The following is a 23,675-nucleotide window of genomic DNA, read 5'->3' on the forward strand; positions in this document are numbered from 1 at the left end:
TCACTAATTCCAATGCGCGGGTGGCCAGGGACCGCTGTATCCGGCCGGTGGGTTGACAGGATGGTCGCGATCCCTCTTCGAGGCGTTGCAATGACTGCAGGCTACCTGCCCGTTGTCCGTGGTGGCGTTCCCTCCTCGCGAGCGCGGCACAGCGTGGTCAGCCTGCGGACGGTCTGTCGACATACGACAGTAGACGCACGTATAGGAGCCGTCGCTGGAATAGCTCCTGTTGTCAGCGAGAATCCTGTCGCGGATGCTACGTGGGAACGGCTCGCCGGCCGTGGCATCGCCCGCGGAACCGGGCTTGATCGGCGGAAATGCTTCACCTGCGGCGCCGCAGCCGTCATTGGTGTTGTGGACGAGGATGTCGTTTTCGCCGACATGGTAGGTGTGGATGTCGGCGATCGTGAGGTTGTAGGCGAGCCCGGCGTAGGCCGACGCCTCGTCGATGCCGCCGACGGTCAGGAGACGGCCGTCGGCGGTGAGAACGGAGTCGCCGGTGTCGATGGCGGCGGCGTCCTGGAACTCCTGCTCGCTGGCGTTCCAGAACGGGTGGTCCTCAGTTGTCGTGATGGTGGTGCCGTTGACCTCGAGGTCGACGAGGCTGTCCTCGTGCATCCACACGTGGGTGACGGCCTTGGCGGCCTGTTCGCCGGTCTCGGGGTCAGTGGCGACGACCTCGTCGCCGACTTCGACGTCTTGGATGGCTTTTCGGGTGCCGTCACCCATGAGTACCAAGGTCGTGCCGGCGAACGACTTCATGCCGCAAGCTCTTGCGGCTGTCGCAAGTTCCTCCGCGACATTGTCGGCAGCGCGCACACCGTCAATCACATGGTTCGTCGTCCGGATTGCGGTGCGCGCGACAGCAGCGCCTGGAATGAAGTTGGAACCGGCCCACAGGCATGCAACCGCATCGCCCTGGAAGCAGTTGACGAAGTCGTCAGCACCGATCAACCATCCGATCGGCCCCAGTGAGTCGAGGAAACCTCCTGTCGGCCTGTGTCTGGCCTGCGCGATTGCTTGCTCAAGCGGTACATACGAGGTTGCGGGAGTGCTTGGTCCGCTATAGACGTGCTTGACTGGCGCGATCCCGTAGCCGCTGGCGGCCGGACCATAGTTCGTGTGTCCGCTTTGCAGGCCTTGCCCAGGCGGTTGTTTGTTGCCGAGGGGGCCTCCGACGGCCGGCGGGTGTTTGGGGATGACGCCGCCGATGGTGGCCGCGCGCGTTCCCATCTGGTTGGACGGGAAGAGGCCGGTGGGGTCGCTGCCCGTGATCGGGCTGTTGTTCGCGTACGCGTACCCGTGCATCTGCTGCGGCATCATGTGGTCGATGACCGGGTCCACCGACAGGAAGCGGCCGATCACGGGGTCGTAGGCGCGGGCGCCCATCTGGATTAGCCCGGTGGCGTCGTCCTCGATGCCGGTGTGGAAGCCGCGGTCCGTCGGGAAGGTGCCGACCGAGCCCGTGGAGCCGCGGTAGTTGCCGAACGGGTCGCGGTCCTTGTTCTTGACCGAGCTGCTGTCGGCGTCGATGGCGGTGTCCGCGCTGCCGTTGTGGTCGGCGTACAGGTCCTGCAGGCCGCCGGAGGGACTGCGGACGGAGATGGTCTGGCCGCCGAAGGAGTAGTACCGCCGGGCCGAGACCGCGTTGGTGGCGCGGTTCAGCTCGAGGTCGTGCCCGGGCAGGTAGATCGTCACCGTGTCGGGGTCGCGGCGGACGAGACGGTCGCCGTCGGCGGTGTAGATGAAGGAGGAGGCGCCGGCGGAGGTGCTGGCGGTCTTGACGCGGCCTTCGACGTCCCAGGTGTAGGACTTACTGCCGGCAGTCAGCGTGTTGCCGGTGTTGTCGTAGGTGTAGGAGGTCGTGGTGGAACCGGCGGTGGACGACGTGAGCGTGTGCGGCTGCGGCGAGCCCGCTGCCGGGTAGGCGTACGTCGTCGTCGCGAGGTTCTCGGTGCCGGCCGACGACAGGCGGGTGCGGACCAGTGAGGTCCGGTTGCCGGTCAGGTCGTAGGTGTACTCGTGGTGATAGTTGTCCGTCCCTCCGCTGGTCGGCGGCAGGTCCGGTGTGTCGCAGCCGGTGTCGGTCGCCGTGAAGGCCTTGGTCAGCCGCCGCAGGTAGTCGTACGAGAAGCACTGGACGTCCGCCGTGCCGCCGGAGGGGAGGTCCGCGATCCTGGTGACGTTGCCGGCCGGGTCGTAGGCGTAGCGCAGGTCGGAATAGACGGACTGATCCTCGCGGTCGATCCGCGACCGGAGCAGTCTCCGGGTGCCGGCCTCGTACTGGTTCGTCTGCCACGACGCGGTGCCGTACTGGCCCTGGCCACGACGCAGGATCTCACCGTAGGGCGACCAGATCGTGTCGACGGCGTACGTGTTGTAGCCGTACATCCAGTCCTCGACGCCCGTTGCCTCGTACCGGTGTTGCAGCGTCTCCTCCGGCAGCCCGCCGATCGCCGGCATCGTCGTCGTCGCGACGGAGCCGTCCGGGTTGTAGGTGTTGGAGAAGACGTACTGGCCGGCCAGCGCGCCCTCGGTCGCCGAGATGCTGACGCGGCTGCCGAGCGGCCGGTAGGCGTCGTCGTACCCGGTGATCGCCGTCGTGTACGTCGACGTGCCCTCGCGCCGGAACGACAGCGTCGGCTGGCCCAGCTCCAGCGTGTCGTACCGCCACTCGGCGATGGCGGTCGTGGTGACCGCGCCCTGGTGCGTCGACGTCTTCCGGCCGAGCGCGTCGTAGGTGTAGGAGAGCGTCCGGTTCTCGGAATCCGTAGTCGACGTCAGCTGACCGGCGGCGTCGTAGGTCAGCTGCGTCGTCCCGGTGTCGGGGTCGGTCTTCTGGACCTGCCGGCCGCGCAGATCGTACTCGTACGACCAGACGTTGCCGGCGACGTCGGTGACCGTCGCCAGTTGGCCGGCCGGTGTGTACGTGTATCGGGTCGCGTCGTTGGCGCCCGCCGGGGAGCTGCCGTGGTACTGCAGCAGCCGCTGCGCGCGGCCGCGGGCGTCATGGAAGACGGCGGTCGGCGTGTCGCCGGTCGGCGGGTCGACACGGGTGTGGTCGCCGCGATAGTCGGTCGTCGTCCGCCACTTCTCCGTGTTGCTCTCGTAGAAGGCCGAGACGATCTCGCGACCGGCGCCGTCGTACGACGTGCGCGTGCTGGCCGGCACCACGTCGCTCGGCAGGAATCGCGTCGCCGAAGCCGCCTGCGAGTTGTAGTAGGGCCCGTTGACCTCGACCGCGAGCCCGCGCGAGTCGTACGCGGTGTCAACGACGAGGCGGCCGGGCTCGGCCTCGCTCGCCGAGGGAGTCTGTGTCTGCAGGATGCGCCCGAAGCCGTCGAACAGCTCGTAGCCGATCGCCTGGGCTCCCGACGGCAGCAGCGTCTTGGTCGCGACGGTGCTGGCCGCGTCGTTGTCGACGGTGTAGACGTACTCGGTCGTCGGGGTCTGGCTGGTCGTGCGGTCGGTGCCCCACACCTTGAGCAGCCGGCCGAGCGCGTCGTAGCGCAGCGTGGTCGTGCGGTTGTTGGCGTCGACGACGCTGACCGGATTGCCGTGGTAGGTGGTCATCGTCGTGGTCGCGACGTGTCCGGCCGCATTGGTGGTGGCGATCTTCTGGGTCAGCCCGGTGGAGACATTGGTGTAGGCCAGCGTCGTCGTCCGGTTCAGCGCGTCGGTCGACGACGTCGGTCGCCCGTAGCCGTCGTAGGTGGACGTGCCCGCCGTGACGTACACCGGTCCGGAGGCCCACGAGTCCAGTTCCTCGGTCAGCGTCACGTTGCCCCGGCTGGGCGCCGCCCCCACCACGCCACCGTCGTAGCCGAACCGCTGGTCGGTCACCACGTGGCCGGGCCGGGTCGGCGTGGTCGCACACTCGACGGACACCGTCTCGACCCGCGACGGCCGGTCGACGATGTGCGCGGTGGTGTTGCGTGCATAGGTCGTCCGGATACACAGATCGTCCGAGGTGGTCGACGTGTCGCCGCGGTCGTCGGTCTGGGTGCGCATGCCGTACGAGTCGTAGGTGTGGACGACGTCGGTCGTGCGCCAGCCCGCGTTGGGCAGCTTGGCGGTGAACGTACGGGTCCGCCGCAGATCGACGATGTGGGCGGTGTCGGTGCCGTCGGACGCGGTGGCGGCCGAGATCCACGGGTCGTTGATGGCCTTCGAGACGATCTGGTCGCCGTCGTAGGCGATCGTCTCGCGGACGAACCCGGCCAGCCGCTCGTGGTCCGCGATGGCGGCGCCTTCGGAGTCCACGACGTCGACGTTGCGGGTGCCGCTGGGCAGGTGGTCGCCGTCCATGCCGCGCATGTAGAGCGTCGACGTCTTGATCGGCTCCCGGCCCAGCTCGCCGAGGCCGGCGGTGGTGACGACCGTGCCGTAGCCGCGCCACTCGCCCCAGGTGCGCTGGTCCTCCGGGACCAGTTCGCTGTCCTGGTACGCCCACGCCGGTTCGCCCTCGTAGGTGTAGTGCGTCTCCTGGGCGAGACCGCTCTGGAACATGTCGTCGGTCACGACGGAGCTGACCAGGTACTTGTGGAACCAGTGCCGTTCCGGTTCCGCCGCTCCCTCCGGCGTGTAGAAGACCGGGAAGCAGTTCATCGTGTTCGACTGGGGTGCACTCGGCACGTTCGACGAAGTGCACTCGCGGGAGGCGTAGTTGACCGCGATCCGGCCGCCGGTCTCGTTCCGGATGGTCCGCACCCGCCATTTGTTCAGCGGCGGCGCGTTGTCGATGCCGTCGACGCGGTTGGGCAGGTTCTCGCCGTGGAACACCACGCCGGGCAGTTCAAGGCTGCCGCCGGCCAGGCCGGTGTGGGTGATGCGGCCGAGCCAGAGGGCGCGGGCCGACCCGTCGCCGGTGCTGGGGAACTGGTGCCCCAGTGTCCACTGGTCCGCCGCGACGTGGCGGTCGCCGGACAGCACCTGCGTGGTGACGGTGGTCAGCCGCTTGCGGCTGAAGAAGGTCGGCGAGACCCGGGTGGTGCAGGTCGAGGTGGACGTGCAGATCTGGTCGAACGGCACGTCTGGCCAGGCGTGCGCCGTCGACGCCGTCGGGTTCCCGGTGCAGTCGATCGACGACGTCGGATGGCAGCGTTCGGTGACGCCGAAGACGACCTTGGCCGGTGCCTCCGTGGTGTGCGAGGTGCCCACGCGCTCGCCGTACTCGATCATCGAGAGGTAGCCGCCGCGGGTGTAGGCCACCGAGACGTCGTTCAGGTTCTGGCCGTACCGGTTGCTCTCCTTGACGTACGAGTAGGTGATGGCGTTGCCGTCGGTGTCCACGACGTAGTCGAGGTTCCAGCGCCAGGCCTGCTGGCAGAACGAGTCAGCGAACGCGGTCGCCCGACACGGCTCGCCGGCGTGATTGCCGGCCACCGGCACCGTGAACGCCGAGTTGGTCGGTGCCGTGTCGGCGGCGTCGCGTTTGTGCAGGCCGAAGTAGTACTGGGTGCCGTCGGTCGTGGTGACCCGCCAGTGCTCGCCGTCGTTGTCGCCGTTCGCCGCGCCGGTCAGGTGCTCGATGCGTGATCCGTCGTCGTTGAGCGGGCGCCAGGTCTGCCCGTCCGCGTCGAGGATCATCTCGGTCGCCGTGCCGTTGAGCGACAGGAAGACCGAACTGCTCTTCCAGCACAGGTCGCCGGTCTTGCGGGTGTTGTTCGCGCCCGAGCCCATGTCGTCGGCGCAGGCGGCGAAGCGACGTTCGATGTACCCGGGATCGAGGGAGTGCCCCTCACCGATCCAGGACGTCTGGTTGTTCGTGGAGCTCACCCGGCCGTCGACCGAGGCCGAGGAGTAGTCGATGCTCAATGACGGGTTCAGCCCACCGGCGGTCGGCGGGACCCGCAGCGGATAGCTCCAGGTGAAGGCGCCTGACGAGCCGCCGCCGGACCAGTTCGACGACGGTGCGAGCGACGTCGCCTTGTAGTCGCCCTGTGGGCCGGACGGCGCCGACGCCACGGCGAACCAGCCTCCGCCGTCGGTGGCGACGTCGGCGGCGACGGTCCTCGCCGCGAGATCGTTGTCTGACACGAGGGGCGTCAGCTCGCAGATCGTGATCGGGTCGGCCGCGGAATCGCATGGCGTGATCTGGTAGAGCACCAGTCGTGAGCCGTAGGCCGCGCCATAGGTCGTGAACTGCGAGTAGTTCACCGAGATCCGGACGTCGCCGGTGAGCGTGGTGCCGGCGGTCGCGGGCGCGACCTGCAGCATCATGCCGGGTAGCTCGGCGGCCTCGACCACGGTCTGGTCCACCTTGCGCACCTGCAGGTCGGTGCCCGGTGCCACCGCGCCGGGAGCCTGGGAGGCCGCGAGGGTCACGGGCAGCCCGGCCGCGGTGGCCGGCTCCGTCGCCAGCCGGACGGTGGACTGCGTGGCGGCCGGCCACGCGGCAGCGGCCGGATACGGGAACACCGGCTCGCTCGGTGGGTTGACGACGACCGGCGGGAGGGCACCGGCGATGGAGGCCGTCCTCTGGAAGGCCGGTGCGGTCACGTCCTCCGGGACGTCGGGGACCGACTGGGAGTCGTTCATGACCCGCTGGACGCTCTGCGCGTCGAGCGGTGCGGGATAGATGCGGACGTCGTCGATGCTGCCCCGCCAGCCCTCGACGCCGGAGCCGCCCACCTGGCCTCCGCCGATCCGCATCGGAGCGGAGAATGGGTGGGTCTGAGTGACGTTCGTGGCCTGGGCGGCCTGGTCGCCGTTGACGAACAGGGTGAACGTCTTGGCGGTGGCGTCGTAAACGGCTGCGAGATGGGTCCAGGTATTCGTGGCGACGGCCGGCGAGCTCGCCGACACGATGGTGAGCGGCGGTGACGACGCCGTGTCGGAGCGAGCGGCGATCGCGGCCCACTTGCCGCCCGAGTAGCCGAGCCGGAACCCGGAGACGTACTGACCGTCCTGGCTCACCGCGGTCCGGTTCGAGGCGGTGTCCGTGAGCTTGACCCACGCGGTCGCGGTGTAGCCGACGAGATCGTCGTTGAGCACTGGAGCCGCGGTGACGCCGACGCCTGCGGTCGCGGTGAAGTCGAGTGAACCGCTAGCCGGGTTCGCGGCGCCGCGCCAGTCAGCGCCCCAGTCCGGGGTCGCTCGGGTCAGCGTGTGTCCGCTGCCGGTCTGGTCGGCCACCGTGGCGCCGCTACCCTCGTTCATCAGCCAGACGGCGATCGGGTCGCTGCCGCCGACCATGAACACGTAGGTGGCGTGATCGCTGACATTGCCGGCGCGGTCGACGCTCTGGACGTAGAGGGTGTTGACGCCGAACTGAGTCGGTGCGAGGTTGACGCTCGCCGGACCGCCCAGCGTGGCGTTGTCCACCGACTTGTTCAGGGCGTCGCTGTTGAGCGAGTAGTTGTACCGGTCGACGTCGGACACCCCATTGGCGCCGAACGTGAACGTCCCGGACTGGCCGATGCCGCCGGCCCACTGCTCCTCCGGGTACTGCGACGACGTGATGGTCGGCGGCTGGCTCGGCCTGACAGTGTCGACCGTGAGCTCGCAGCTCTGGCTCCACCCGCTCCAGGCGCTGTCGTCGGTCGCCTTCACCCGCCACTGATAGGTGCCGTCGCCCAGCGTGGGGAGTTGGATGCTCATCCGGCCCTGTGCCCGCAGCGATGTGGAGAGCGCCCACCACGCACTCGTCGTGGGTGCGGTGCGGCGATACTCCAGCCACATCCGGACGTTCTGCGGATCCGGGTCGGTCACGTTCGCCCAGGCGATCGGGGTGTTGTCCGGGACGAAGGGCCGCGCGGAACCAGCGACGCAGTCGGTCTCGGGGGAGCTGGTCTCGAGGCCGGTGGGCAGTCTGGGGTAGGTGTTGTACTCCACCGTGAGGACGGGGTACATGGTGCGCGCGGGGTCGGTGACGTTCTCGAACCGGCGCCAACCGTCCCGGTCGCCCTCGTCAGCCGAGCGCAGCCCCAGGGTGAACGCGGCCCAGCCCTCTGCGGCGGCCGTCGTGGCGATGGACGTGGCGTTCCACTCGGTGCGGACCGGGTTGCTGCAGACGTCCTCGTGACCGTGCGCGCGAGTCGCGGTCGCTACGTGCGTGCGCATCATCGGACCCGGCCAGCCGTTCTCAGGACGGATGCCGTCGGTGAACCACAGTTGGACGCCCGGACCGTACGAGGGGAGGTCGCAGTCCCAGTTCGGCGAATGGACCTGCCGGTGGGCGAAGGTCGCGGAGAGAATCTGCTTGCCGGCCAGGCCGCGGTAGTCGACGGCGTAGAAGACCCGGGACACCTTGTTCTGCGAGGTCCAGCCGTCGTAGCCGACGCGGGCTTCCTCGGTCGCGCTGTTGTAGAACTTGTAGCCGTTGGACCAGACCATGTGCCAGTACTGGTGGTAGCGCGACGCCGAGGGGTCGATGACCACCGGGAACACCGTCTCGGGGTCGGTGAGCAGGGTCTGGTCCGGCGTGATGGTCAGCGTGTCGCCCTGGACCTCGATCGGCATGACGGCGGAGTCCTCGCCCTCGCCGCGCCCGACCACGTCGGCCGACGGCGGCTCGGGGGCCGGCACCGCGTCGACGGAACCGTCCGTCGACCGCATCAGCTGACCTGCCATCGCCGCCGGCTCGGGAGCGGACTCCCACATCCGCGGCACCGGAACGGTGAACGCCGGCTTGCCGTCACCGCGGTTGATCATCAGCCCGCCTGCGTCGTCCGGCGTGGGCTGCAGGCCCGTGCTGGTCTGCATCGGGAAGCTGAGCTCGGCCAGCTCCGGGTTGGCCGCCGCCTCCGGGGTCTTGACGACGAGGTACTGGCTGAAGCCGCTCAATCCGGCTTCGACCACCAGGTCCACGCCAGGGAGCACTTCGGGATAGGTGGCCGTGGCGCCGTCGAGCACCGGCTCAGGCAGCGGCCCCGTCCAGCCCAGCGACATCCACTCGCTGCCCTCGGCGATGCGGACCAGCGGGGCGCCCGCGCCACCGCCGGAGAGCACGACCTCGGTCGGGGTCGCGACGGTGGCGACGGTGCCGTCGGGCTGCTCGACCAGCGTGGGGTCGACGCCCTGCCAGTCGCCGGCGGCGTCGCGGACTCGGACCGGAACCGGCGACAGCTCGGCCGTCTGCGTCCCGTCCGGATTGACGAAGTAGGTGTTCCGGTCGGTACGGGCCTCCTCGACCTCGACCCGCTCACCCGACTCGGCGGCCTCCGCCAGCGCGATCTCGGTCGCCGCGCCGATCCGCAGCCCCAGATTCGGCCCGGTCTTCGGCCCCGGATCGGCCGGTTCGGCCTCTGGTCCGAGCACCGGTTCCGGTGGCGCGGAGGCTTCCACCGCGGCGGCCGGGTCCGGCCCCGGGAAACCACCGACAACCAGTGCGCTCAGCGCCGCGACTACGGCTGCATTGACACCAAGGACCCGAGCAGACAGCAACGAACGCCCCACCCTGCGCACCCCGCCCCATACATAACGACGATCCGCCCAAAACGCCGGTTATGGAGGCAAATCGTGTCTGGCGGGGGTGCTCGGCGTCAAGAGTTCTACGTAGGCAACAGGTGCAAAAGCGGGAAATTCTCATGGAACCGAGACCCGCCGTCCGCATCGAGGAGCGGGCGAGTGCCGATCAGCGACCCGCGAGAATCGTGGCGTAGATGGCTTCGTAGCGGGCGGCGTTCGCCGACCACTGGTGCTCCGCCACGACCCAGTCGCGCCCTCGCTTCGCGAGGTCACGTCGCGTGTCGGGGTCGTCGTTCAGCTCGGTGAGGACGTCGGCCAGCGCGCTGGAGTCGCCGGGCGGGAACGACCGGCCGCGCTCGCCGCCCCCGATGATCTCGAGGAGCGGATCCAGCGCGGAGACCACAAGTGGAACGCCGGCCGCCATTGCCTCGAACGGCTTCAGCGGCGTGACGAGTCGCGCCGCTCGCTCGTCGGCCCGCGGCACGACGAACACGTCGAGCAGCCGGTAGTAGTCCAGCACCTCGTCGTGCGGAACCCGCCCGGTGAACAGCACGGAGTTCCCGGCCTGCTCGTCGGCCGCCAGCTTCTCCAGCTCAGCGCGCCGGTCGCCGTCGCCCACGATGAGCGCGACGGCCGGTACACCCCGGGCGCGCAGCTCGGCGGCTGCGCGGATCAGTGTCTCGTGCCCTTCGCGTCGGTGGTCGAGGTTGCTGACGTAGCCGAACACCAGCTTGCCCTCCAGTCCCAGGCGCTCGATCAGCCGGGTCGGACGAGGGCCGGGGGAGAACGCCTTCGCATCGACCCCGTTGGGCGCCACGTGAACCTTCTCGGGTGCGATGCCGCGGGCGATGATCTGGGCCCGCATCGACTCGCTCAGTGTGACGACGGCGTCGGCGGCGGCCATGCAGCGTGCCTCCGTCGCCATTCGCCGCTGGTACAGCTCACCGGTTTCGTTCCATGGTCGTTCCCGGCTCCACAGCGACTCGAAGAAGCCGCGGACCTCGTAGACCAGCGGCAGCTGGAAGGCCTTCGCGAGGGCGACCCCGACCAGGGCCGCCTCGTAGCCCCGGTGGCCGGAGTGGACGTGGATGAGTGACGGCGCGATCTCCGGGACCCGCCGGGCGGCAGCCGAGGCATAGGCGTCGAGGTAGCGATCCACCGGTCCTTTGAGCACGGACGCCGGCGGCTGCTCGAGGTAGTGGTGGACGACGCCGTTGATCACCTCGGTGGCGGGCGGGTGCTCGAGTCCCGCCTCGCGCGGGAACCCGGCGGCCGTGATCACGACCGGGTCGAGTCCGGCCGCGCGCTGGGCGTCGATGATGTAGCGACTGCGCATCGTGTAGCCGGTCTGCCGGTAGGGCATCGCGGATTTCAGCAGGTGCAGGACGCGCAGATCCGTCCGTTCCACGCGGGCGGCCGGCGGGACGTGGGGCAGCCACCCCGGCTCGGTCTCGCGGATGCGGCCGAGGACCCTGCGTTCCTGCGACTCGCGTGACGGGGTGTTCTCCAGCTCCCGCAGCGCGGACGTCGCCCGGAGTTGCAGGCTCAGCGCTCCCGCGCGGGCGAAGGCGTTACGCGCGAGGTCGAGGAACTCCGTGTCGGCGGTCTTCGCCGGGAGGAGCGCGGCGGCCAGCGCGATGGCTTCGTCGTGCCGCGCGGCGTCCATCAGCGCGCGTACGGCGTCGACGTCGGACTGGGGGCTCGGCGGACTGTCGGGGACGCGCATCCCGCGCCGGAAGTCGCTCGGGTAGCGGTGCAGCCGCCAGCCGTTGCGGCGTGCACGCCGCAGCCCGAGCATCAGACGGCTGGGTCGCGGCCGGGGCGCCTGCTCCGCTGCCAGTTCCACGATGCGCAGGTGCTGTGCCAGCAGGTGTGCCAGAGCGCCGTCGGCGATCTGCAACTTCGCCGCTTCATGGATGGCTCCGTCGACGGAGTCCCGGTCCGAGACCATGGTGCCGGAGGATACCTTGTGTCACTCTGTCCAGCGGAAGCAGTGGCAGCGGGATTGTCGATCTTGGTCGTCCGTCGCGGTCGTGTGGCGGGCGTCGAGGCGTCTGGCATGATGTCCCGGTGCCGCGCCGTGGCGGCGGTTCATTTCATGAACAGAAGGTTCGAATGTCTGAGTTGATCATCCATATCACTGGTGCGCGGCCGAATTTCCCCAAGGCGGCTCCGGTGATCGCCGCATTGCGTGAGCATGACGTCGCCCAGGAATTGGTACACACCGGTCAGCACTATGACGACAAGATGTCGGCGGTGTTCTTCCGGCAGTTGGGTCTCCCCGAGCCGGACGTGAACCTGGGCGTGGGTTCGGGATCCCATGCTGCGCAGACGGCGGCCACCATGGTCAGCCTGGAGCAGCTGTTCCTGGACCGTGATCCTGCCCTTGTCGTCGTGTACGGGGACGTCAACTCGACGCTCGCGGCCACCCTCGTAGCGGCGAAACTCCAGATCCGAATCGCTCACGTTGAAGCCGGCTTGCGCAGTTTCGACCCGACGATGCCTGAAGAGGTCAACCGTGTCGTGACAGACCGGCTCGCCGATCTCCTCTTCGCCACGAGCCCGGACGCCGTCGCACACCTCGGCAATGAGGGCGTGGACCCGAATCGGATCCATCTGGTCGGAAATCCGATGATCGACACGTTGCTGGCGAACCTCGACCGTTTCGACGCCGGTGTGGCCCGCCGTGAATTCGGTATGGAGGGCGATTACGCCGTCGCCACCTTGCACCGTCCCGCCAACGTCGATGATCCCTCCGACGCTGCGGCGCTCGTGCGTGCGATGCATGGCATGGCCGACCACGTCGCGGTCGTACTGCCGCTGCATCCGCGTGGGCGCGGCTCGCTGGAGGCCGCGGGTCTGTTCACGCACCCGAACATCTCGGTCGTCGACCCGCTCGGATACGTCGAGTTCCTCGGGCTGGTGCGCGGCGCCCGCCTGGTCGTGACCGACTCCGGTGGCGTCCAGGAGGAGACGACGATGCTCGGCGTCCCCTGCCTGACGCTGCGACCGAACACCGAGCGGCCCGTCACCATCACCCACGGCACGAATCAACTGGTGGTCCGCGACGACCTGCCCGGGCGGGTGAAGGCGATCCTCTCGTCCCCACGTGCTGAGACCTGGCCGACACCGCCCCTGTGGGACGGCCGGGCCGGTGAACGGATCGCGGACGTCATCGTGCGGGACGTCCGCCGGCAGCCATGATGGCGGGGCAACGTCCGATCTCCGCGCCGGTGCCGGCCGGTGGGGGACTGCTGGGGCAGCAGGAGGCCCGTCGGTTCTGGGATCGTCGGCACGCGGCGGAGTCGCTGCTGCGCTCGGGCGGCGACATCGGCCTGACGGAGGCCGACAACGTCATCTTCTACCAGATCCGCCTGGGCCTGGTGCTGAGCGCGATCGCCGGCCGCTCTCCGCTGCCTCCGCAGTATCGGGTGCTCGACGCCGGATGCGGGAAGGGCTGGTTCAGTCGCCAGCTCGCCGCCTGCGGCATCACCGTGCACGGCATCGACACCTCACCATCGGCCATCGAACAGGCCGAGGCCGCCGGTGGCGGGCCGACGTATGAGGTCGCCGCACTCGCCGAGGTCCGGCCACGCCGCGCCTTCGACGCCGTCATCTGTGTGGACGTGTTCTTCCACATCCTCGATGACGACGAGTGGCGCGAGTCCGTCCTCAACCTCGCCAGCGTGGTGCAGCGCGGCGGCCGGCTCGTCGTGGCTGACACCACGGCCGGCGAGCGCAAGCGACTGGGTTCGTACATCGTGCACCGGTCCGGCTCCGAGTATCAGGAGTTACTGAGCGATCGCGGGTTCGAGGACCGGGGCGTGCTCCCCTACCATTTTCGGAACAATCCCCTGGGACTGCATGTCTACGAACGAATACGGTGATCTTGCTATGCGGCTTGCCGATCTCGCACACCCGCTGGTGACGACGCCAGTCGAGCACATCGTCGAGTTCGACGCGATGGGCCTGCGGCTCAGCAGGTACCTCGGCATCGATGCCGCCGTGCACGACGGTCGCGGCGAGGTCCCGGCGATCGGCCCGTCGACGCTCGTCCTGGCCACGGTCCGTGGCGGCCGACGGCTCGACGGCGACCTGCGCGTGCTCGGTGACGCGTTGGCCGGTGCGGCCGGCAACGTGCTCGTGCTGGTCTGCTTCGAGGACGACTACGAGAACCTCCCGCTGCCGCGGATCGCCCGCTTCCTCGACGAGAACGGGCTCGAGGCGGCGAATCTGTCGCACACCCCGTATTCGCGGGTGCGGATCGCGATCGCGGGTCTCGTGCGCCGGGTGGAGGACGACGAGCGCGCGGAGTTCGCGGCCGTGCTCCGGATGCGCAATGACCTCGTCCTCGGCGACTTCGAGTTGCGCCGGCTGAACGCTCGCATCGATGAGCTCGTCGCCCGGACTCCGGCGACGGTCACGCTCACGACACCGGCTGAGCCGCGCCAGCAGGGCGTCGACGAAGAGCTCCTGCGGCTCCAGGCTCGGGTCCAGGAGCTCACCGAGCAGGTGCACCGGCTACGCGAGCAGCGTGATCACGCGGTCGCGCGCAACCGCGCCACCAACGCGAAGCTCCGCGGTGTCCGCGAGTCGGCGACCTTCCGCGTCGGCAAGTCGATCGTCCAGGCGCCACGGCACCCCGGCCAGCTCGCGAAACTGCCCGCTGATCTCCTGCGGTCCTACCGCAACCGGCGCAATGCGCCTCGGCCGGAGCCGAAGGTCACGCCGCCCGCCGCTGTGCCGCGCGGGCTGCCAGGACGGCGCACCAGCGAGCCGCCGCCGGTGCGGCCGGCGGCCACCGCCACACCCGTCGTCCTGCCTCCTGGCGTCGGCGCATCGGTCTCGATGGCCGGCCTGCGTCTGCGGGCCGCCGTCATCGGCCGCCCGGCGCTGATCCACCGGGTCAGTGGCGGAGCCGATGTCGTCGCCGTCCAAGGCGGGTCCTGGCGGCCGTCCGGATCGGCGCTGCCGCCGGTCGACGTCCTGCTGGTCGACGTGAACGCCGGCCGGGCGCAGGGCACGTGGGCCGGGCTGGGGGAGCCCGGCGAGGTCGATCGGCTGCGTGATCTCGCTCGACTGCTCGATGAGGCGGCGGGGCGCAACGTCCCGTCCGTCCTGCTCGTCGACGGCTTGGGCATCCCGGCAGGGCTGCGCGGCATCGAGTCCAAGGCGTCGACGGTCGTCGCCTGGACCTGCGACCCCACCTCCGGCTGGGACCCGGGCGTGGCGCTCGGACAGGTGCCGTGGCCATCGGCGCGGCCGCGGACGGCACCCGTCCTGCGAGTAGCGGCACACCCGGCGGCGCCGAGCCACGGCGCGGAGCAGCGCTGGTTGTCGGCCCTGCCGCTGCGTGACGTCGAGCACTGGCTGGTCGGGCTGCGCTCCAGGCGGCTTGTCGACCCGCTGCTCGGCATCGATGCCACGGGCCACGCCGCGCTGCCGCTGCCGGCCCTGGCGACGCGACCCACCGTCCTCGTCAGCAGCGCGCTGGATGCGTGGATCGCGCACGCGGCCGTTGCCTCGGGCTGCCACGTGCTCTCGCGGGTGCCGCTCGACGGCATCGCACCCTCGCCGTCGTTCACCGTCGCCGACGATCCGCGCCGGGCTCGATCGCTGCTGGAGGCGGGGCTCGGCCAGCCGGCCGTCGAAGACGTGCTCGAGCTCCTCGTGGGCCTGTTGCGCCGCGGCGGTGCGCACGAGCGGATGGCCGCCCTGGCCGATCTCGCGGGGCTACCCGTGGCCGGCGCGCTCCACCGCCAGGTAGGCGTCAGCGCCGTCGCCGTGGTCACGACCGAGGATGAGGGCCGCCGGTTCGCCTCGGAGCTGGCCACACAGGTCAGGCTTCCCGAGGATCTGGTCGTCGTCGATCTCACCGAGCCCGCCGGAGCCGGATGGCTCAGCGAGGTCCGTGCGACGGGCGTCGTGACCACGGTCGTGCGCCATCCCATGGTGACCTGGAATGACCTCGCGGCCCAGACGATGCGCGATCGCGTCATCGTGTGGACGCCACAGCAGCCCTGGTCGGCGCGGACGGTGGCCGAGCTCGAGCTATTCGCGCATCGCGATGGCGAGGTGCTGCCCTCCGGCGGCCCGGCCGGCGCGGTGATCGACCGTCGCGAGCTGCTGACTCGGATCGAGCCGGTGACCCACCGGCTGCCCCAGACGAACGCCGCGGCCGCCGCCGTGGGCAACGGAGCCGCGTGATGACCGCACGACATGTCCTGCTCTACGCCGACGTCGACCTCAACGTCATCGACGGGTCGTCGATCTGGGTCGCCTCGGTCGCCGACGCGCTGCATCGCGCCGGCGCCCGAGTGGACGTGCTCGCGCGGTCCGCCGTCACCGACTTCCGGGTTACCGCACCGCTGGTGGGCCGCGATGGCATCACCATCGTCGACCCAGGGCAGGAATCGTTGGTCGTCCGCGGGCGGCGGATGGATCCTGCTGCCGCCGCTGCCGCCGTCGACCGGCTGGATCAGGCTGCCCGCTACGACGCGGTCATCGTTCGCGGCCGTGAGGTGTGCCGCACCATCGCGGCGGAGCAGGTGGCGTCGGGAAAGCTCTGGTCGTACCTGACGGACATCCCGCAGTCGGCGCTCGGACTCGGTGCGAAGGACGCCGCAGACCTCACCGCCATCGCGGAGTGGTCGGTGCGGATTCTGTGCCAGACCGAGCAGCTCAAAGGCTTCCTCGAGCGCATCGTGCCCGCGGTGGCGGGGAAGACCGTGCTGCTGCCGCCGATCGTGCCCGCCGAGGCGTTCACGACGAACCGCCCGAGCACACGTGGCGATACGCTCCAACTCGTCTACAGCGGGAAGTACGCGCCGCGCTGGCGGACCCTGGAGATGTGCTCGATTCCCGGCGACCTCCAGGCCGCTGGACTCGATGCACGGCTGACGATGATCGGCGACAAGATCCATTCCAGCCCGACCGATCCCGAATACAAGGACCGCATGCGCAAGGCGCTCGAGAGTTCACCGGGCGTGGTCTGGGCGGGCGGGGTGGCGCGGTCGGAGGCACTGGCCGCCATGGGCGCGGCGGACATCGCGCTCGCCTGGCGTGACCCTGACCTCGACAGCAGCCTCGAGCTCTCGACGAAGCTGCTCGAGTTCGGCGCGCTCGGGGTGCCCACCGTCCTCAACCGCACACCGATGCACGAGGAGCTCGTCGGCACTGACTACCCGTTGTTCGTGGACACCTACGAGTCCGTACTCGAGGCGCTCACGATCGGCGGACGCGACGACGAGTCTCTGCAGACGGCGTCGAAGCGGCTGTCACAGGTGGCCGCGAACTTCTCCGCCGACGAGGCGGCGAAGCGGCTGGCGGCCGTGCTCGACGAGATCGGGCTGCGACGATCCAGGACCCTCGGCCGGACGGAGAGCCCGGAGACGACCGTGCTGGTCGCCGGGCACGACCTGAAGTTCTTCAAGTCGATCATGAGTGTCCTCGGTGATCTCGGCGACGTGACCCTCACCGTCGACCGGTGGAAGGGCGTCGACCGCCACGACGCGGCGCTCAGCGCGGAACGGCTGCGCGACGCGGATGTCGTCGTGTGCGAGTGGACGCTCGGCAACGCCGTCTGGTACAGCCACAACAAGCGGCCCGGCCAGCGGCTGGTGGCCCGGCTGCACCGAATCGAGATCGAGACCACGTACCCGAGCGACATCGACGCCGATGCCGTCGACGCGATCGTCTGCGTCGGCCCGCACATGGCAGGTCTTGTGTCCGAGCGGTTCGGGTTGCCCGCCGAGAAGATCGTCGTCGTGCCGAACGCCATCGATCACGCCTCCTTCGTGCGCCCCAAACGACCCGGCGCCGAGTTCGTCCTCGGCATGGTGGGTGTGTTGCCCGCGCTCAAGCGCCTCGACCTCGCGTTCGATCTGGTCAAGGCTCTGCGTACGTACGACAGCCGGTTCATGCTGCGGGTCAAGAGCACCCCGCCGTGGGGCGTTCCGTGGGTGTGGAAGCGGGAATCGGAGCGCGACTACTTCGCCGCCACGATGCGGCGGTTGAGCGCAGACTCCGACCTCGCCGAAGCCGTCGTGTTCGACCCGCCGGGTGCCGATGTCGCCGAGTGGTTCCGAGGGGTCGGCTGGATCACGTCGATGAGTGACTTCGAGAGCTTCCACCTAGCGGCCGCGGAAGGGATGGCCTCCGGTGCCGTCCCGCTCATCCGCACCTGGCCGGGAGCGGACAGCATCTACGGCGGCAGGTGGTTGCACGAGGACGTGGACGCGATGGCCGCTCAGGTCCTGGCCACACTCGAGGACGGGTCGTGGCAACGCCGTGGCGCCGAGGCGTCGGCCGACGTGGCTCGGTTCGACCTCAACGCGGTTGCGGCCGCCTGGACCGACGTCCTGGCCGGCCGTGACGTCGCAACCGGGCCGTTCTGGCCGGAGCTGGAGGGGAACGCATGACCAGTGACGACCGGGTGCGGGCTCTCGAGGCCGCCATCAGGGCTCTGCGCGAGCGCAACGAGGTGCTCGAACTCGACCGCGAATTGCTGGGCACCCGCGTGGGCGACCTCGAGAAGCGCGTCGTGATGCTGAAGCGTGAGTTGGACAAGACCGCCAAGCAGGCGGCCAAGCAGGTGAAGGCCGCGCAGGCGGCGTCGGTGTCGCCGGTGCGCAAGGCGGCGCGGCGGTTGCGGCGCGGTGCGGCCAAGGGCAGACGGGCCCCGTCCGCCGAGGCATCGCCTCCGGCGCCGTCACGGTCAGAGCTCCAGCTTCGCCGTCCCTCCGACGCGGCACGGTCCCGGCTGCGGGTGGTGGGCGTACTCGACACCATGAGCGCGGAGTGCTTCGCCGAGAGCGTGGACCTGATCCTGCCGACGCCGACAAAGATCGACCAGGCCTTTGCCGAGAACGAGGTGGACCTCGTGCTCATCGAGTCCGCGTGGCAGGGCAACGGCGGCACGTGGCAGTACAAGGTGGGCACGTACAGCAAGCCCGAGTCGCAGACGCTGCCGCACGTCCGGCGTCTCGTCGACGCGGCGCGCCGCCGCGGCATCCCGACGGTCTTCTGGAACAAGGAGGACCCGGTCCACTTCGTGAAGTTCGCCGAAGCGGCCCGTTTGTGCGACTACATCTTCACGACCGATGCCGACCGCATCGGCGCCTACCGCGCGCTCCGTGGCGGAGTGAAGCTGGTCGACGCCTTCTCGTTCTCGGCACAGCCGTCGCTGCACAACCCGATCGGCGGCGCCGAACGGTTGTCGTCGCCGGTGTTCGCCGGCACGTTCTACCAGCGCCGCCACGTCTCGCGGCAGGGCTCGCTGCGAATGCTGCTGGAGGCGGCGGCGCCGTTCGGCCTGGTCATCTACGACCGGCAGCACGGCAAGGGCCAGGACGGCTATGACTTCCCCGATACCGTGGCGGGCCACGTCAAGGGTGGTCTGCCGTACGCCGAGCTCTTGGCGGAGTACAAGCGGCACAAGGTCTTCCTCAACACCAACTCGGTCACGGCATCGCCGACGATGTTCTCGCGGCGGGTCTTCGAACTGCTCGCATGCGGGACGCCCGTCGTCAGCACGCCGAGCCGCGGCATGGAGCTGATCTTCGGCGACCTGGTCGACTCCGTGACGTCCTCCGAGGAGGCGACGGTCGCGATCAAGCGGCTGGTCGAGGACCAGGACCACTGGCTCAGGCGTAGTCGCCTGGGGATGCGCGAGGTCCTGCTCAACCACACGTACGCGCACCGCCTGCAGCAGATCGCGACGACCATCGGCCTCGGCTCCCTCGACGCGGGGCCGTCGGTGGCACTGGTGCTGTCCGAGCACGATGACTTGCGCGACGCGGGCCGGCTGCTCGCGTCCGCTCGCGGGATCCGTGAGGTCGCGGTCCCACGGTCGGTATCCGCGGAGGCCGTCGACGCGCTGGTCAGGACGGCGCAGCCCGGCCGGGTGGTCACGTACGAGCCTGGCCGCGGCCCGGGCGCGGCCACGGTGGTCAGCTCCGAATGGATCGTCGGCACAAGTGGGCTGGGGGGCAACGCGGAGGTGCTCACCGATCTCGCGGTCGCGACGTCGTACGCGCCCGGTGACGCGGTCGTGGTACGGCCGGGGACGCCCTACGCGGAGAGCTTCCGCGAGGTGAGCGTCACAGCGTCCGACGGCGTGGCGCGCCGGACCGCGGGCGTCCGGGAGGCGCGGCCGTCGGACGACGCGTTGCTGGTCTGGGCGGGCTGAGCGTTCGCCGAGGCCGGCGGTGTCGTGGCGGCTATCCTGAGCGGCGACGATCGGGCACGGAACGACCGCGAAGCCTCTAGTGAAAGGTATGAAACGTCCTGCGACCCCCTGCGACCTCTCCTGCCATCGTGTCCGGTCCGGTGCCCGTGACTGACACGATGCCGGGACGGCGCGCGCGGCAGAAGGTGCCGGACCGGCCGCCTCCGCCGCATTTCCGGCCGGACGTCGAAGGCCTGCGTGCGGTGGCCGTGGTGTTGGTCATGCTGTACCACGCGGGATTGCCGTTCCTGCCCGGCGGGTTCGTCGGTGTCGACATCTTCTTCGTCATCTCCGGCTACCTCATCACCGGCCTGCTCGTGCGTGAGGCCGAACAGACCGGCACCATCTCATTGGGCCGGTTCTACGCTCGCCGTGCCAAGCGACTGCTGCCCGCGGCCACTCTGGTTCTCGTCGTGACGGCGCTGTTGTGCTGGTGGCTCGCTCCGGTGACGGAGCGGCGCGCGTTCGGCGGCGACATCGCATCGGCGGCCTTCTACGTGGTCAACTGGCGGCTGGCCGACCGGTCCGTCGACTACCTCGCCGAGGACATCGGCGCGTCGCCGGTGCAGCATTTCTGGTCATTGGCGGTGGAGGAGCAGTTCTACATCGTCTGGCCACTGCTCTTCCTTCTCGTGGCCTGGTGGGTCCGGCGGGCACGCGAACCAGTGCGGCCGTGGCTCGCCGTCGCGCTCAGCGCGGTCGTGCTCCCCTCATTTGTCTGGTCCGTGGTCGCTTCGATGGATGGCGGCACCGCGGCGTTCTTCACGACGACGACGCGGCTCTGGGAACTGGGCGTCGGGGCGGCGCTGGCGATCGGCGCTCCCTTGTTGCGTCGGATGCCGCAGGCGGCCGGTGCCTCGCTGGCCTGGCTCGGCCTGGTTGCGATCTTGCTGGCGGCGCTGTTCGTCGACAGCGGCGCGTCGTGGCCCGGTTACCTCGCGGCGTTGCCGGTCCTCGGTGCGGCGGCGGTGATCGCCGGTGGTCTCGTCGCATCGCGGGGGGCCGCGAGTCTGCTGAGTGCCCGGCCGATGGTGTGGATCGGCGGCCTGTCCTACTCCCTCTACCTGTGGCACTGGCCCGCGGTCGTTTTCGCGACGATGCGATGGGGCGAGCTCAGCCCTTCCTCCGGGCTAGCCGCCGTGGCGTTGTCGATCATCCCCGCATGGCTCTCGTACCGGCTGGTCGAGAATCCCGCGCGGCACGCGAAGGTGTTCGTCCGCTCGTCCGGATTCACGCTGAGCATCGGGGCCAATCTCTCACTGGCCGCGGTCGTCGCCGGTGGTGTGCTCGGCCTGTCAGCGGGGGCGGCGACGGTTGCGGCTCCCACCGACCGTGGCCCGGCCGGCGCCGCGATCCTCGGCGACGATCCCCGCTCCGACCCCGACGGCGTCCCCGTCGACGAGGTCGAGTGGATCGTCCCCGACCCGGTCGCCGCCACCGAGGACGTCCCGCCGGGGTATCGGAACGGCTGCCAGCTCAACGCCCCGACCACCGAGGTGAAGGTCTGTGAGTACGGCGCCGCCGAGTCCGACGTGACGATCGCGCTGGTCGGCGACTCCAAGGCGATGCAGTGGATCACGGCTCTGGACGCGATCGCGGACGTCCATGGGTGGCGTGTGGTCACGTACACCAAGTCGGCGTGCGCCTACGCCGACGCCACCCAGATGTACCAGGACGACGTCTACGAGGAGTGCGACGTGTGGAACCGGGCTGTGGGCGACATGCTCGCCGAAGACCCGCCCGACTACGTCATCACCTCGCAGTCGCGGAGCTCCGCGCTGGAGGACCGCGACGACCCCGACTCCGCCCGCACGGAGGAGGCCTTCATCGAGGGCCTGCTGCGCAGCTGGCAACGGTTGTCCGACGCCGGGACGCGGATCATCTCGCTGGCCGACAACCCGCACCCGGGCCAGGAGGTCTACGAGTGTGTGGCCGCCAATCGCGACCGGCTCACCGCGTGCGCATTCGACCGTGAGGACGGTGTGCGGTCCAGCTCCGCCGACACCATGCGCGTGGCGGTCGAGGAGTTCGGCGACGCCGACATCATCGACCTCAACGACTGGATCTGCCCGGCCGACCGTTGCGCGCCGGTCATCGGCAACGTCCTGATCTTCCGCCAGGGCTCCCACCTGACGGTGACCTACGTCGATTCCCTGATACCGAGGCTCGAGGCCGCGCTGGTGGAGATCATCGGATGACGAGGCTCAGCCTGCCGCGATCCTGGCGGCCGGGGCGATCCGGCCGCGGCGATCGCCCGGCTGCGGACACGACCACGGTGCCTGCGCCGGACGCACGGGTGGAGCGCTACCAGCGGGTGAGCGCCGCGGTCCGCGCGGCCCAGCCGCCGTCGCCCCGCACCCGGCAGCGGCTCGCCGTCCGCGCGGCCGTCGCGGCCTCGCCGAGAGTGCTGCGCGGGCTCGCGGCCGAATGGTGGCAGCTCTCGCTCCAGCCCGCTGGATGGCGTGAGCAGTGGCCCGGCCGCAAGCTGGACCTCCTGCTGGTCGAGCTCGGTCCCAGCGGCGTGCCGGGCTGGGACGAGGCGGACCACGCGAACGACCTGGTCGCCGAGGCAGAAGCCAGCGACGTGCCGGTGGCGCTCTGGGTCACTGGCCGGCACGTCGATCCTGGCTACCTCGCGGACCGGATGTCGGCAGTAGCGGCGGTGTTCGTCCTCGTCCCGGAGGCTGCCGACGCATGGCGGCTGCGATGGCCAGACGCTCGGGTGGCGGTACTGCCCGCTGCCACGGCGCCGGCGCAGCACTCGCCGGCATTGGGCGGACCCAGCGCTCTGCGGCCCGGCGATGTCGCGTTCGTGGCCGGCGACGGCCCGTTGGATGCGCCCGCGGCGACCGCCAGGATGGAGTTGATCGCACCGATCCTCGGCATGGACGCCGCTCCGGACCTGCACTTGTGGCGAAACCCGGACGGCGCGCCGTACGAGTCGGAGCTGTCCCGTGCGGCCCGGCTCCGGCTGGTGACCGCGAAGCTGCCTGATCTCTCCCGGCCGATCGTCGACCAGTACCGCGTCGTCGTGGACGCTTGCCGCGACGGACTCGCATCGTCGTGGACGCTGCTCGACGCCGGCGCGGCGCAGACCTGCGTCGTCACTCTTCCGGAGTATCGCGAGGCGCTGCCGGACGATCTGCGCGAGCCCGTCACAGCAGTGGAGAACGCCGTCCAGTTGCGGCAGGAGCTGTCGGCCCGCATTCGGCAACGCGAACTGCGCGATCGTGAGGCGTTGCTGCTCCATCGCGCCATCTTGGCCGGTCACACGTTCGGGCACCGCGCCCGGACGGTGCTCGCGGAACTCGGCCGGCCGGTGCCGGAGCGCGATCGGTCCGTGTCCGTCGTGCTGCCGACCAACCGCGTCGGTCAGCTGGGCAACGCCTTGGCGAACGTCGGCAGGCAGGCGCACGGAGACACTGAACTGATCCTGGTGCTGCACGGCGTCGCGACACCGGAGGCGGAGGTCCGGGCCCTGGCGGCCGATCACGGCGTCGAACGTCTGGTGGTCCTCCGGGCCGACTCCTCACTGCCGCTCGGCGCCGTGCTCAACGTCGGTGTCGAGGCTGCCCAAGGGCGGTACCTGGCCAAGATGGATGACGACAACTTCTATGCAGAGCACTACTTGTCCGACCTGGTCAACGCGTTCGACTCCACCGACGCCGGGGTGGTCGGCAAGTGGGCGCACTACGTGTGGCTGCGCGCCGCCGACGCCGTCGTGCTGCGGTATCCGGCGCTCGAGCACAGCTATTACCGCCTGGTACAGGGCGGAACCATCGTCGCGAAGCGCGAGGTGATCGAGGAGTTCCGGTTCAGTGACCTGCCCCGCGCCGTTGACACGGACTTCCTCAACCGCGTCTGGGCGGGCGGGGTGCGAACCTACGTCGCCGACCGCTACAACTTCGTGAGCATCCGTGGTTCCGACCACGACCAGCACACCTGGAAGGTCCGCGACATCGAGCTCCTGGCGGGCGAAGGCCAGGTGGCGTTCTACGGCGATCCACGTCCGCACGTGAGTGTCTGAGGAGGAGCA

General features: G+C 69.8%; 9 protein-coding genes. 7 read left to right on the plus strand and 2 right to left on the minus strand.

Going from position 1 to position 23,675, the window contains the following annotated elements; all coding sequences use genetic code 11:
* Window positions 1-3: 3 nt before the first annotated feature.
* Window positions 4-9,261 (minus strand): LamG-like jellyroll fold domain-containing protein, encoded by a 9,258-nt coding sequence (locus BLU82_RS02200; protein ID WP_092615011.1) that lies wholly within the window; start codon window positions 9,259-9,261, stop codon window positions 4-6.
* A gap of 316 nt (window positions 9,262-9,577) precedes the next feature.
* Window positions 9,578-11,362: a glycosyltransferase family 4 protein gene (locus tag BLU82_RS02205; protein WP_092615014.1), complete on the minus strand. Its 1,785-nt coding sequence runs from the start codon at window positions 11,360-11,362 to the stop codon at window positions 9,578-9,580.
* A 164-nt stretch (window positions 11,363-11,526) separates the two neighbouring features.
* Here BLU82_RS02205 and wecB point away from each other — a divergent pair, with 164 nt between their 5' ends.
* The 7 genes from wecB (at window position 11,527) to BLU82_RS02240 (ending at window position 23,666) form a co-directional block, all read left to right on the plus strand.
* On the plus strand, window positions 11,527-12,615 hold the full coding sequence (gene wecB / locus BLU82_RS02210) for a non-hydrolyzing UDP-N-acetylglucosamine 2-epimerase (RefSeq protein WP_092615017.1): 1,089 nt from the start codon (window positions 11,527-11,529) through the stop codon (window positions 12,613-12,615).
* Complete coding sequence (locus tag BLU82_RS02215) at window positions 12,612-13,298, plus strand: bifunctional 2-polyprenyl-6-hydroxyphenol methylase/3-demethylubiquinol 3-O-methyltransferase UbiG (protein WP_092615020.1); 687 nt, start codon at window positions 12,612-12,614, stop codon at window positions 13,296-13,298. Before wecB ends, BLU82_RS02215 begins: the two co-directional genes overlap by 4 nt.
* Complete coding sequence (locus BLU82_RS02220; RefSeq protein WP_157740478.1) at window positions 13,276-15,618, plus strand: hypothetical protein; 2,343 nt, start codon at window positions 13,276-13,278, stop codon at window positions 15,616-15,618. Before BLU82_RS02215 ends, BLU82_RS02220 begins: the two co-directional genes overlap by 23 nt.
* On the plus strand, window positions 15,618-17,831 hold the full coding sequence (locus BLU82_RS02225) for a glycosyltransferase family 4 protein (protein ID WP_157740479.1): 2,214 nt from the start codon (window positions 15,618-15,620) through the stop codon (window positions 17,829-17,831). The genes BLU82_RS02220 and BLU82_RS02225 overlap by 1 nt, the downstream gene beginning before the upstream one ends.
* On the plus strand, window positions 17,828-19,600 hold the full coding sequence (locus tag BLU82_RS02230) for a glycosyltransferase (RefSeq protein ID WP_092615029.1): 1,773 nt from the start codon (window positions 17,828-17,830) through the stop codon (window positions 19,598-19,600). The genes BLU82_RS02225 and BLU82_RS02230 overlap by 4 nt, the downstream gene beginning before the upstream one ends.
* A gap of 158 nt (window positions 19,601-19,758) precedes the next feature.
* Window positions 19,759-21,837, plus strand: a complete 2,079-nt coding sequence (locus BLU82_RS02235) for an acyltransferase family protein (RefSeq protein ID WP_092615032.1) — start codon at window positions 19,759-19,761, stop codon at window positions 21,835-21,837.
* A gap of 98 nt (window positions 21,838-21,935) precedes the next feature.
* On the plus strand, window positions 21,936-23,666 hold the full coding sequence (locus BLU82_RS02240) for a glycosyltransferase (RefSeq protein WP_157740481.1): 1,731 nt from the start codon (window positions 21,936-21,938) through the stop codon (window positions 23,664-23,666).
* Window positions 23,667-23,675 lie beyond the last annotated feature (9 nt).

The organism is Jiangella sp. DSM 45060 (assembly GCF_900105175.1).
Classification (GTDB): Bacteria; Actinomycetota; Actinomycetes; order Jiangellales; family Jiangellaceae; genus Jiangella.

Coding starts and splice junctions, on each gene's coding strand:
- BLU82_RS02205 (WP_092615014.1), bottom strand. CDS start 11,362: ATGGTCTCGGACCGGGACTCCGTCGACGGAGCCATCCATGAAGCGGCG.
- wecB (WP_092615017.1), top strand. CDS start 11,527: ATGTCTGAGTTGATCATCCATATCACTGGTGCGCGGCCGAATTTCCCC.
- BLU82_RS02215 (WP_092615020.1), top strand. CDS start 12,612: ATGATGGCGGGGCAACGTCCGATCTCCGCGCCGGTGCCGGCCGGTGGG.
- BLU82_RS02220 (WP_157740478.1), top strand. CDS start 13,276: ATGTCTACGAACGAATACGGTGATCTTGCTATGCGGCTTGCCGATCTC.
- BLU82_RS02225 (WP_157740479.1), top strand. CDS start 15,618: ATGACCGCACGACATGTCCTGCTCTACGCCGACGTCGACCTCAACGTC.
- BLU82_RS02230 (WP_092615029.1), top strand. CDS start 17,828: ATGACCAGTGACGACCGGGTGCGGGCTCTCGAGGCCGCCATCAGGGCT.
- BLU82_RS02235 (WP_092615032.1), top strand. CDS start 19,759: ATGCCGGGACGGCGCGCGCGGCAGAAGGTGCCGGACCGGCCGCCTCCG.